We start from the raw sequence: 12,558 nt of genomic DNA, 5'->3' as shown, positions 1-12,558 counted from the left end.
TTACATCATAATTTTCTTTGGATTTAAACGAACGATATACAACAATGGCAAAATTGCTGCTAACAATACCGTTCCTAATCCAACAACTAAATACGTAACGATATAGCCCAATGAAAACTTCACTTCATAGGCATTCATAATGTCATCCGTTGTAAGCTCGGTTGAACCTAACCCGTCAAATCCCATAAACATATTCATTTGATCATTTGTATTGTTTAAAATATCACTATTCAATAGTGATTCTGATACCATTTTTCCTAAGAAATTACCCGTGATCAATGACAGAATCAACGCAATTCCACTTATTATCAACATTTCAATGATGATTTGTCCCATAACATGGCTACGTTTATCTCCCAATGACAGGTAAATACCTAGTTCGTGTTTACGGTCACGCATAAATAATAGAACAACAAGTGAAATAATCAGTAATGTTGCTATAACGGCAATCATGACCACATACCCAGAAATTTGAGACATTTTTTTCATGCTTCCGCCAATTTGTTCGTATTGATCCGTTGAAGCTTTTACCGTATATAATTTAGGTAACAGAGGTTGTGTTTCTTCTTTAAATGCGTCTACATCATCAGGCGTTTTCAATACGTAGATTGGTGTATAATATTCACCACTGTTCTCTTCTGATCCTTCAAAGTAATGACTATCTGGCGCTACTTTTTTCATTTCTTCAAGATAATTTTTACTTATTTCCAATACTGTTTTATTTGGTAGATATATCGTATTGATTTGCTGCATTGACATAAATTGTTGATTCATGTTTTGTTCTTCTGATTTTTTATTCTCTTTATCTTTTATTTCAACTGTTGTCGGTTCAAAAATTCCGATAATTTGAATAGGAACATCTATCTTAAATAACTCTTTATTATTACCATCTTCACTAAAATCATTTCCTCGCATATCCATAACCATTTGGTCTCCAACTGACAACCCATTTTCTTCTGCAACTTTCGAAGAAATCAATCCGACATTCTTTCCATTGTCGATATCTTCTTGGGTGAACACCTTGCCGTTGACTAGTTTAATTTTGCTTTCCTCTACATCTAATATTTTAGAATAGTTTGAGCCTTTTAAAGAAAATCCTTCCATGCCACCAAATTGCTCTGAATCTGCAACGACACTCTTTAACTCTTTTGTATCAGCCCAAGTACTAGCATTATAATCATAATATTTTACGTAAGGAGACTCACCAACTTTTTTGATTAAGTCCACTTTTAATTGTTCAATATCACTACCTGCTTTCATGACTTCTTCTTGATTATTTTCATAATCAATTTCTAGTGTTGCCATACCACCTAATTGCTTTTTCACGCTTTTTTCAACATTTTGTGTAGATTGCTGTATCGCGATTGATCCTGCGATAACATTTCCCAATACAAATATCACTGCAAATAAAATGAGTGACTTCCCTTTTTTTCTAGTAACACTGCATAATGCACGTTTAATAAAATTCACGTTCTCATCCCCCTTTAATAAAAATATAGCTAATATCATTATTCCATAACGTTTAAGGTTTAACAAGTTGTTTTTTAGCACTCTCGGCTAAACTTACAATTTCTATAGATTATATCTTTATATTCAAAGTTCTTTATATCGTTAAAATAACAATTATTTATAAAAAATAAAAAAACAAGAAATCTAACTAATGAAAGTTTTGATTTCCTGCTTCTTTATTTTATTATTTTTAAACTTCTAAAAGTTCTTTTTCTTTTTCTGATGTGATCGTATCGATATTTTTCACACTATCATCAGTTAATTTTTGAGCTTCTTTTTCTAAATTACGTAACTCATCTTCAGTGATATCATTGTTTTTTTGTTGTTTCTTTAATTCATCGATAGCATCACGACGAATGTTACGAACAGCAATTTTCGCATTTTCAGCGGCTTTTTTTACATCTTTCGCTAATTCTTTACGGCGTTCTTCCGTTAATTGTGGAATCACCAAACGGATTACAGTACCATCATTTGTCGGACTAATTCCGATATCACTAGCTTGAATCGCTTTTTCGATATCTTCAAGTGAATTTTTATCAAAAGGTGTAATCATTAAAACCCGGGCTTCTGGAATATTGATTCCAGCAAGTTGGTTAACTGGTGTAAGTGCACCATAATAATCTACTTGAATCCGATCCAAAAGACTCGCATTAGCTCGTCCTGCACGAATTTGACCAAGTTCACGTTGTAAACTTTGTTCTGCTTTACTCATTTTTTCTTTTGCTGTTGCTAATACAGTTCCACTCATTTTTTATTTCCCCCTTACGGTTGTTCCAATATTTTCACCAAGACATGCACGACGAATATTACCTGTTTCGTTTAAGTTGAAAACGACTAGTGGAATATCATTATCCATGCTAAGTGAGCTTGCTGTTGAATCCATTACTTGCAAACCTTTTGATATCACATCCAAATGTGTCAATTCTTCAAATTTGACCGCATTTGCATCTAATTTAGGATCAGCAGAATACACTCCATCAACATTGTTCTTAGCCATTAAGATCACATCTGCATCGATTTCAGCCGCGCGTAAAGCTGCGGTTGTATCAGTTGAGAAATACGGATTTCCTGTTCCGCCGGCAAAAATAACAATACGACCTTTTTCCAAATGTCGCTCTGCACGACGGCGAATATATGGTTCTGCGATTTGACGCATCTCGATAGATGTTTGGACGCGTGTTGGAACTCCCAAATTTTCTAATGTATCTTGTAAAGCTAAAGCGTTCATCACTGTTGCTAGCATTCCCATATAATCAGCTTGGGCACGTTCCATCCCCATTTGAGCACCGATTTGTCCACGCCAGATGTTTCCGCCGCCAACAACAATTGCCATTTCAATCCCTAATTCATGAACTTCTTTTATTTCTTCTACAATCTCTTTGATTGTTGGAGGTTTAATTCCAAACCCTTCTTCTCCGGCCAAAGCTTCGCCACTTAACTTTAATACAACACGTTGATATTTAGGTTTTACCATTTTTAATTTCCCTCCACCATTTGTCTAAGAACATTTTAACATACTCTGAACATTCTGCCAGTGTATTTCTTTTGATTTGCTTAAAAAAAGGGAGCGCATCTCAATGCGTTCCCAACTGTTACATAAGCAACAGATTTATTTTTTAATTTGGCTCATTACTTCGTCTGCGAAGTTGTCTTCACGTTTTTCGATTCCTTCGCCAACTTCAAAGCGGATGAATGATTTAACTGTTGCGCCTTTAGAAGACACGTATTTTTCAACTGTCATATCTGGATCTTTAACGAATGGTTGATCCACTAATGAAATTTCAGCTTTAAATTTATTTAGACGTCCAACAACCATTTTTTCAACGATATTTGCTGGTTTGCCTTCGTTTAATGCTTGTTCAGAAAGAATAGCTTTCTCGTGCTCTAATTCTTCTTGAGGAATTTGTGACTCATTTACATAACGAGGATTAATTGCTGCTACATGCATCGCAACGTCTTTAGCAACTTCTTCGTCAGTTGTACCTTCAAGTACAGTTAATACAGCAATACGTCCACCCATGTGTAAATAAGCACCGAATGCAGCGTTATCGTCTTTTTCTACTAATTCGAAACGACGGAAGCTGATCTTTTCACCGATAACAGTTGTTGCTTCAATCAATTCAGTTTCCAAAGTTCCTTTATCTGTTTTAAGAGCTAAAGCTTCTTCCATGTTAGCTGGTTTGTTTGTCGCAATTTCAGTAGCGATTTTTTTAACTAAATCTTGGAACATTTCGTTTTTAGAAACGAAGTCAGTTTCAGAGTTTACCTCAACGATTGCTGCAAAGTTCCCGTTTGAAGCAACGTTTGCTAAACCTTCAGCTGCAACACGGTCATTTTTCTTAGCTGCTTTAGCCATACCTTTTTCACGTAAGTAATCAACAGCTGCTTCCATGTTACCTTCTACTTCTACTAACGCTCTTTTTGCGTCCATCATACCGACACCTGTCATGTCGCGTAGTTCTTTAACTAATTTTGCTGAAATATCTGCCATTTTTTGTTCCTCCTAAGTTTTGAAAGCGTAGCAGGCTCGTTTAACCTTGACTGAAAAGGAAAAATTGATTGAGACACTTTTTGTCTCACTCCATTTTTATCTTTTTTCCGAAAGGTTACCCTACATAGCTATATAATTTTAAAAGCTGAATGAGCTCGATTAGACTCTATTGAAAAATAGAGAAATATGAATGTGATGCTTTTAATCACAGATAGTTTAATTGTAAAATTCGTTTTAAAAAAGCTATCTCAAAGGAGAATCAGGCTTTTTTCGCCTAGCCTTCGAGACAGCTCCGTTATTTCATATTATTCTGCTGAATCGTTTGTGCCTTCAACAACATCAACGATTTCTTCGATTGAAGTTGCCGCTTCTGGTGCTGCTTCAACAAAGATTTCTTCTACAGCTTGATCTTCACCTTGGTTTCCTTCGATGAAAGCATCAGCCATTTTAGCAGTGATTAATTTAACCGCACGAATTGCATCATCATTTGATGGAATCACTACGTCGATTTCATCTGGATCACAGTTCGTATCAACCATCGCTACGATTGGGATGTTCAATTTTTGTGCTTCTTGAACAGCAATACGTTCTTTACGAGGATCAACAATGTACATTACATCTGGAATTCTAGGCATATCAGCGATACCACCTAAGAATTTTTCAAGACGTTCACGTTGTTTGTTTAAACCAACAACTTCTTTTTTAGGAAGAACTTCGAAAGTACCATCTTCTTCCATTTTATTGATATCTTTCAAACGTTTGATACGTTTTTGGATAGTATCCCAGTTAGTTAAAGTTCCACCTAACCAACGGTGATTTACAAAGTATTGACCTGAACGAATTGCTTCGTCTTTGATCGCTTCTTGTGCTTGTTTTTTAGTTCCTACGAATAATGCAACGCCGCCATCTTCAGCAACATTTTTCATGTAATCGTAAGCAGCATCTACTAATTTAACTGTTTTTTGCAAGTCAATGATGTAGATTCCGTTTCTTTCTGTGAAGATGTATTTCTTCATTTTTGGGTTCCAGCGACGAGTTTGGTGTCCAAAATGTACGCCGGCTTCTAGTAATTGTTTCATAGAAATTACTGCCATGGGTTGTTTCCTCCAATTTGGTTTTTATTTGTTCCCTCTCCAGTTCTCATTTTCATAAGGAACTACTAAAAGTAGCACCGCCTTATAAATCGAATCCGGATGTGGATTTAGTGTTTTAGCACCGTTGTCTATTATACAATACTATCTAAATGATTTCAACATAATTAAATACTTTTTTTGTTATTTTTATTTGATTATTCATCGTGCTCAAGAATAACCCGATCATTCAATGATTGAGTATTTCTATTATTATGTTCATAAAACCTTTGAAATTTTTTTATTTGGTCTTTTGATGCTTGTACAGGTTCTTTAAAAATATACCACTCAACATTTTCAGTTAACGGGGGCGTTGTTAATGAACCTAAATAATGATAATAACTTCTATTTTCAGGAAACATTGATTGAATGTCTAAAATCGCTGTTTTTTTGCCATCGGACACATCATCAAGCACTTCTTGAAATCCTTTATTCTCACTGCCCTCTTCAAAAAATACAGCAATAACAGCCATCCTTCCATCTTGTGCTTGATTCACGAAATGTGCTTCTAGCGGATAGTGTTTTCCGTCTATCGTATGTTCGCTTTCAGCATGGAAATGAAATTGTGTCAATGAAAAGATTCTTTGATTGATTGTCGCGGTACCCGAATCTGTTACTTGAATACTATGCCCGTTGTTTTCAGCATTAGTGATTTTGGAACTATAGTCTAACTTAATAGTACCGCCATCATTCATTTTTTCAACTGAAGAAAGAGCGATATCAATTGGTGATTGCATCTTTCCAGATATTTGTTGCCAACTTTCTTGTGTGTCGTATTGAAAATGACCTGCTTCTTTTTGGTGAGTACTCTCTTTGCTATGTATAGAGCTTTCACTAGTTCTAGCTTGTTGTGTGCAAGCTGTTACAAATAATAATGATGAAAACACCACTGGTATAAGTAACTTCTTATTCATATTGTCGTAACCTTCTTTCAACTCTGTCTTGCTAAAGCTTATGTTAAGATACAAAAGTAGATATTGTCCGTATCAATGCCGTTGCAAGCTCAATCATTATATCGTATATCGGAGTGGTATAGTATATAATTTTAAATACAATCGCAAAAAAACTGAAACACATGCGTACAGATTCAAGCATTGTCTCAGTCTTCCTTTTTTATTCAGTCATTATTTTGTAAATGGTACATTAAAATTCCCGCTGCAATTGCTACATTTAAAGATTCAGCTGCTCCTTTGATCGGAATATATATATTCTTGTCAGTCTTCTCTAAAAATTTAGCAGCAACACCTTGTCCTTCATTCCCCATAATCAACGCATACTGTTCGCTCTTCGTTATTTGCTGATAAGCAACAGCCTCTGGATTTAACTCCGTTCCATAAACTGGCACCTTCGCCTCTTTAAATCTGTCAATAACTTCTGCTAATGGTTTTCGTATGACAGGTAAATGGTAATTACTTCCTTGCATAGCCCGCAATACCTTCGTACTATAAATATCTGAGCTCCCCTCACCTAGGATCACACCAGAAAGTCCCGCAGCATCAGCAGTTCGGATCATCGTCCCTACATTTCCTGGATCTTGCACATTATCTAAAAGCAACCAGCCACCTGATAAATCTATTTTTTTCTTATCGTCTGGCATTTTAACGATCGCAATCATCCCTTGCGGCGTTGGTAATTCTGACAATGATTCAAGGACCTCTTCTGAAACATAGATAAACAAATTCTCAGGTTGTGTCTCCAACCAGTCAGACCATTCTGTCTTTCCACGTTGGTTAAAAAGAATCCACTCAATTTTAGCCCCAGCCCTAGCAGCTTCTTCGATTAAATGAAACCCTTCGATCATATACTGCTGATTTTCCTCTCGATACTTTTTTTTATGTAATTTTTTAAATTCTTTGATTGTTGTGTTTTTTGTTGATAAAATTTCTTTCATTTTTACACCTCGCTTGATTATTATACCATGATTTTTTCTAATCAAACAATCACTACTTTACTTGCCAGATGATGTAAAAATCGCTATCATTAATTTAATTAAAAGTGAGGTGGAATAACGATGAGAAAAGTGCGTATGAATGTACAAGGTAGAGTTCAAGGTGTTGGCTTTCGTTATATGACTAAAATGGTTGCTGATGAACTAGGGGTACATGGCACTGTCAGAAATGAAGATGACGGTTCAGTCTCAATTGAATCTGTAGGAGACGATCAAGTAATCCAGCAATTTATCCAAAAAATCAAAGATTCTCCCAGTCCAGCTGGGCGAGTGACGTATGTCGATATTCAAGAAGATCCTCTTATAGAAGAATATACTAGCTTCAAAGTTACAAATTAATTTATATAGGAAGAATCTTACTCAGTCTTGAGTCGGATTCTTCTAATTTTCATTGAAAAAAAACGCTTTTTCAAGTATAGTTAACATTGTGCAAATTTTTTAGAAAAGGAAAGAATAGAATGAGAAAATTAAATAAGTGGCTGCTGAGTTCTGGCCTATTCACCCTAGTCCTATTTTTATCTGGATGTGTAAAAACAGGATCAGATGGTCAACCTACTGGCGAAGGTATCATCTATAATTTATTAGTAAAACCAATGAGCAGTGCCATTACATACCTTGTTGATAATTTCGATTGGAATTATGGCTGGGCAATCATTTTTATCACGATCATTGTTCGACTGATCATCATGCCATTGGGCTTGAATCAATCGAAAAAAAGCATGATTCAAACAGAAAAAATGCAAGCTATCAAGCCTCAAATTGACGCCGCTCAAGCAAAAGTCAAAGAAGCTACAACGCGTGAAGAACAAATGCAAGCCCAAGCTGAAATGCAACAAGTCTACAAGGAAAATAATATGAGCATGATGGGCGGTATCGGCTGTTTACCGTTATTGATCCAAATGCCAATTTTCTCTGCCTTATTCTTTGCTGCTCGTTATACAAAAGGAATCGGCGATGCATCGTTTTTCGGTGTCAACCTCGGACAACCCAGCATCATATTTGTTGTGTTAGCTGGTGTGGCTTATTTACTTCAAGGTTATCTTTCTACTATTGGGATTCCGGAAGAACAAAAGAAAACAATGAAATCAATGTTGATCGTATCACCTTTGATGATCGTATTCATGTCAATCAGCTCTCCAGCTGGTGTAACACTCTATTGGGTAGTCGGCGGGATCTTTAGTAGCATCCAAACATTGATCACAAATCAATTCTTAAAACCAAGAATCAAAGCCCAAGTAGCAGAAGAATTAAAACAAAATCCACCAAAACAAGTTATTACGCCACGTAAAGATGTAACACCTACAGCAGAGAAGACTACACAAAAAGCATCCATTACAAAAAATGCTTCTAACAAAGGTAGAAATGCTGGGAAACAAAACAGAAATTAACGACTAAAAAGAACCAATGCACTGTGATAGTTGCATTGGTTCTTTTTTAATTTTTATTCGCTAAAATCCCGAAGGCAAAAAAATCGACAACTTGAGTAATGCTAATAGCCGTACTTCTTTGCTCCGTTTTTATATATGGAGATAACGTGTTGAGAAAGTGTGTAGTTGCAATCTCAGCTGTCACCCCCGTACGCAAAGAAAAATCACTTTCTTCGAAGATCTTTAGTAATGGTGCTTTATATGACTGATTCCACAGTGAAAATAATTTCAATTGTGTCTCTTTGGTCAACTTGGTTCTGAAATCAAGCATCATCAAATCAAAATCAAACGGATGTTTTGTTTTCAGACACTCAGCAAATTTTTGTAACTTACTGATCGTTTCAAGCGTTTCATCTTCAACAATTTTAACTAGTTCTTCGTTTACATCACTTAACAAACTTTCAATAACACCAACATATACTTCTTCTTTATTCTTAAAATGGTGATATAAATTAGGTTGGGTCACCTCAGCCAGCTGCGCGATTTGTCTTGTTGAAGTACTTTGATACCCATTATCCATGAATAATCTTGTCGCCACTTGAATGATCTTAGCCCTTGTATTTTTCATTTCTTTATCCATTACTTAGCCACCTATAGTTGATTTCGTTACTATTTTAACAGATGCAGACAAAGAAACATATACTAGATAACATTCTTTTTTCTTTTAGATAGTAAAACTACTTCGTATAGACAAACAATTACGAGAATGACTAAGCATATCATCACTGTCATGACGATGCTAGGATAAGCGTTATTCCAACCATCTTGTGCTTGATGCTTGTTCAAAATACCATAATATGCCCATACCGTTGCTAAACCATATGCACTATCATGGTTACGAATGATCGTTAAACTAATAATCATTACTCCAATAACTAATATGACAATCGTCCATAAAACTTGATTATTTTGAAGAAAAGCAATATTTTTATCAACTAAAAATGCTGTTATGTTGGCAATTGTCGCAATTGTGATCCAGCCAAAATAAATGCTGAAAGGTAACCTTATAAAGATATACTCTTTTTTGGTCAATGGTGTGTTCGCTAAAATACGATTGATATAAATCAGTACAGACAGCAAAGCTAGCATGATCACAACTGATAAATCAATATAAAGATACTGCCATGCTACTAACCAAATGCTATTCAATATTGAAGAAATGATAAAAGTCATTCTTAACTTTTTACTAATTTGCTGATTAATTAAAACAGAATCTTTTCCTGGTTTAAGCCATTGATAAACAACAAAACCAGCCAATAGCAAATAAATTACTGACCAAATTGCAAACGTCAAACCAGCTGGGGCAAATAAGTTGGGATAAGTATCAGAAACTTCTTGCGTTGTCATTCCGTTTAGCGGCAACAAAACAGCTGCCGCATTCGTGCCAATCATTACAATATAGATAATTGTAACGACCCACTTTGACCAAATAGATTGATTTTTATCCATCTTAATCTCTCCTTTATAATCCTTTTTTCCCAATAAAAGGGGTAAATTTTGGTGTTTTCTTTGCGTAAACAATAAAATCTGGTCGCTCTCTGTATTTCTTCTCAAGCAAAGGGACACCTGATACAAATAAAAGCAACAAGGTAATTGTTATTGGACCAATAATACCCCAAATATTTCGTGTGTCATTCAAACTTACAAGAAATATCCCCCACCAACTAAGTGCTTCACCAAAATAGTTTGGGTGTCTTGTCGTTGACCATAAACCAGTTGTTAACAGCTTTCCATGATTGGCGCTTTCACTTTTAAATTTTGTCAGTTGATGATCGCCAATCGTTTCATAGCCAAATCCAATTAACCAAATTAAAACTCCTACTCCATTCCACCAATAAAAAGCATTGGTAGAACTTGTCATCACAAAAAGAATCGGCATTGAAACAACTAACAAAAGAACACCTTGTAAAATAAAGACGTTTAAGTAAGCTTTTAATCTTGCAAATCGGTTGCCCCAACGTTTTCTCATGTTCACATAACGATAATCTTCCGGTTTCCCGATATTTCGTTTAGCTAAATGGAAAAACAATCGAAGTCCCCAAATTGTTACTAATAAAAGAATTATTGTACTGACCTTTGTTTTTTCAGGCATAACGAGATACCCTGTAACTGCCACCAGTACAAATCCAATTCCCCAAGCTAAATCAACAATAGAATTATTGTGAAGATATTGCGCTAAAAAGAATAACACAGTAAAGTATAAAAATATTACACTACTAACAATTAAAATAGTCATATTAAATCCGCCCCTTCTCCTAATTCAACAGCCACAGCTACACTTCCTTGACCAGCACTCATTGCAATAACAGTTGAAATATCCATAATATAACTTGGTTGAAATCCAAGGTGTTTTATTAATTCATTTTTCCATACCAACGCTCTTTTTTCCGAATTGGCATGAATGACAGCATAACGCTTTATTGTGCTGCTCTTATGCATTTTTTTAAGTTGCTTGATAATTTTCTTTTCATTTCCTTCCAAGCTAAAAGTAAAAGCACTCAAAGTCCCTTCACCTGCCTCGTTTAAACTAACAATCGGTTTCAAATTAACCTTCTTAGCAATTTTCCCAGCAAATTGAGGTATCCTGCCAGAGTCAATCATAGGATTTAAATCATCTACGCTAACCAAGATTTTAAGCTGACTCCTTTTACGCCTTGTTCGTTCAACTAATTCAGTAAATCCAATTCCTGATTGAATCCATTCATTAGCACACATTACGAGCAATCCTTGCGCTGCAGAGTTTTGCTTGGAGTCAATAACTTCAATCCTAGTATTAGGAGAGCTTATATGCTTTGCAGCTTCTTTCACGGTATAGAAAGTCCCACTAAGTTTTCCAGCAACCGTAATAACTAAAATTGCTTCATATTTAGTTTCTAAAAACGAAAAAAGATTTTTAACCGTTTTTAATGTCGGTTGTGAGCTAGTAGCTCGTTCGCTCTGTTTTTTATTCAACTCAAAAAACTGATTGCTTTGAATTGTTATTTTATCAATATAGCTAGTATTGCCAATCAATATATTCATAGGCAATACATGAATCTGATTATCTAATACATAGTCAGCAGGTAAATCAGCGATCGAGTCTGTCACTAAGGCAATTGGCGTTCTTTTTTGCGTATTTACTCGATATTGCAACAACATATCATCAACCTTTTGTTGAATTGGTTGACCTACCGTGTTTAAATAATCCAAGACTTGATCTGGCTGATTAGAATGAATATGGATTCTCGCTTTTCCACGATTTATAGAGACAATTAAAGAATCACCATATGCGCTTAATTTTGTCTGGATAGCTTCTTTTGTCTGCGTTACCTGATCTATTAATATTTCAGTACAATATCTATATTTTGGTTCTGAAGAGTTTCTATGCAAAGTTTCAGAAATTTCGATTTTTACAGACTCATTTAAACGCTCCCTTGGTTTGTCCACAGCTTGTTTATTTATAAAAGCTTTAGTAAAACCTTCTATGAATAAATAGAAGCCTTTCGCTCCTGCATCGACTACTTGGTTTTTTTGCAGTATCTTTAACTGTCTAGTTGTATTATCTAATGCTTGCTTTGTCTCAATAAGCGCTTGCGGTAAAAGATTTTCCAAACTATGGATCTGATCCCCTTTATTAAGAGCTTCTGCCCAAGATCTAATAACCGTGATGATCGTTCCTTCTACTGGGTTTTCAATAGCCTGATATGCTTCACTGATCGCTAACTTTACACTTGTTACAAAACTCTTAACAGAGCTTTTTTCCTCCTGAAGCAATAGATTATTATAAATACCATTAAAATATTGTGCAAAAATAATCCCAGAATTTCCTCTTGCTCCTAACAAAGAAGCTTCTGCTATATTCTCAAAGACTTCGATGACAGAAGTTGATTCATCATTTGTCTCTTCAAGTATCGTCTCCATCAACGAGGCTAAATTACTTCCCGTATCTCCATCCGACACAGGAAAAACATTAATTTGATTCAGCTCTTGTTTCTCGTTTATCAATTGAATAGCTCCTTGTCGAAATGCAAATAGCAACTCTTGATAATCAATCGACTGACTTGTCATACGCTA

Annotated in this window: 13 protein-coding genes; 2 read left to right on the top strand and 11 right to left on the bottom strand. The window is 35.3% G+C overall.

What is annotated here, in order from left to right; all coding sequences use genetic code 11:
• From IGJ02_RS07515 to IGJ02_RS07485, 7 genes are all read right to left on the bottom strand, one after another.
• Positions 1–1,470, bottom strand: a complete 1,470-nt coding sequence (locus IGJ02_RS07515) for an ABC transporter permease (RefSeq protein WP_430603913.1) — start codon at positions 1,468–1,470, stop codon at positions 1–3.
• Between the two features lie 229 nt (positions 1,471–1,699).
• On the bottom strand, positions 1,700–2,257 hold the full coding sequence (gene frr, locus IGJ02_RS07510) for a ribosome recycling factor (RefSeq protein WP_010761217.1): 558 nt from the start codon (positions 2,255–2,257) through the stop codon (positions 1,700–1,702).
• A 3-nt stretch (positions 2,258–2,260) separates the two neighbouring features.
• Positions 2,261–2,983 carry a UMP kinase gene (gene pyrH / locus IGJ02_RS07505; RefSeq protein WP_010761216.1) on the bottom strand — a complete coding sequence of 241 codons (723 nt, stop codon included), beginning with the start codon at positions 2,981–2,983 and terminating at the stop codon, positions 2,261–2,263.
• Between the two features lie 135 nt (positions 2,984–3,118).
• On the bottom strand, positions 3,119–4,000 hold the full coding sequence (gene tsf / locus IGJ02_RS07500; protein WP_010761215.1) for a translation elongation factor Ts: 882 nt from the start codon (positions 3,998–4,000) through the stop codon (positions 3,119–3,121).
• Between the two features lie 305 nt (positions 4,001–4,305).
• Complete coding sequence (rpsB, locus tag IGJ02_RS07495; RefSeq protein WP_010761214.1) at positions 4,306–5,094, bottom strand: 30S ribosomal protein S2; 789 nt, start codon at positions 5,092–5,094, stop codon at positions 4,306–4,308.
• 194 nt (positions 5,095–5,288) lie between these two features.
• Positions 5,289–6,044, bottom strand: coding sequence for a carbonic anhydrase (locus tag IGJ02_RS07490; RefSeq protein WP_430603911.1), 756 nt, complete (start codon positions 6,042–6,044; stop codon positions 5,289–5,291).
• Between the two features lie 203 nt (positions 6,045–6,247).
• Positions 6,248–7,021, bottom strand: a complete 774-nt coding sequence (locus tag IGJ02_RS07485; protein WP_430603910.1) for a TrmH family RNA methyltransferase — start codon at positions 7,019–7,021, stop codon at positions 6,248–6,250.
• Positions 7,022–7,141: 120 nt separating this feature from the next.
• Between IGJ02_RS07485 and IGJ02_RS07480 the strand changes: the two genes are divergently transcribed.
• Together IGJ02_RS07480 and yidC are read left to right on the top strand one after the other, a co-directional pair.
• Positions 7,142–7,417 (top strand): acylphosphatase, encoded by a 276-nt coding sequence (locus tag IGJ02_RS07480; protein WP_010761211.1) that lies wholly within the window; start codon positions 7,142–7,144, stop codon positions 7,415–7,417.
• Between the two features lie 119 nt (positions 7,418–7,536).
• Entirely contained in the window at positions 7,537–8,466 is a 930-nt protein-coding gene (gene yidC, locus IGJ02_RS07475; RefSeq protein ID WP_010761210.1) for a membrane protein insertase YidC, read from the top strand.
• A gap of 46 nt (positions 8,467–8,512) precedes the next feature.
• Here the strand turns inward: yidC and IGJ02_RS07470 are convergent, their stop codons facing one another.
• From IGJ02_RS07470 to IGJ02_RS07455, 4 genes are all read right to left on the bottom strand, one after another.
• Positions 8,513–9,085, bottom strand: coding sequence for a TetR/AcrR family transcriptional regulator (locus tag IGJ02_RS07470; protein WP_430603909.1), 573 nt, complete (start codon positions 9,083–9,085; stop codon positions 8,513–8,515).
• A gap of 62 nt (positions 9,086–9,147) precedes the next feature.
• Positions 9,148–9,954: a hypothetical protein gene (locus IGJ02_RS07465; protein ID WP_010761208.1), complete on the bottom strand. Its 807-nt coding sequence runs from the start codon at positions 9,952–9,954 to the stop codon at positions 9,148–9,150.
• Positions 9,955–9,967: 13 nt separating this feature from the next.
• A complete protein-coding gene (locus IGJ02_RS07460; protein ID WP_010761207.1) occupies positions 9,968–10,741 on the bottom strand; it encodes a DUF1295 domain-containing protein in 774 nt (257 codons plus the stop codon).
• A complete protein-coding gene (locus IGJ02_RS07455; protein ID WP_430603907.1) occupies positions 10,738–12,552 on the bottom strand; it encodes a DegV family protein in 1,815 nt (604 codons plus the stop codon). The genes IGJ02_RS07460 and IGJ02_RS07455 overlap by 4 nt, the downstream gene beginning before the upstream one ends.
• Between the last annotated feature and the right edge of the window lie 6 nt (positions 12,553–12,558).

Origin of the sequence: Enterococcus sp. DIV0724b, assembly GCF_050531475.1 — a bacterium.
Lineage (GTDB): Bacteria > Bacillota > Bacilli > Lactobacillales > Enterococcaceae > Enterococcus_L > Enterococcus_L haemoperoxidus.
The sequence above is the reverse complement of the archived record's forward strand: the minus strand, read 5'-3'. Positions and strand labels throughout refer to the sequence as shown.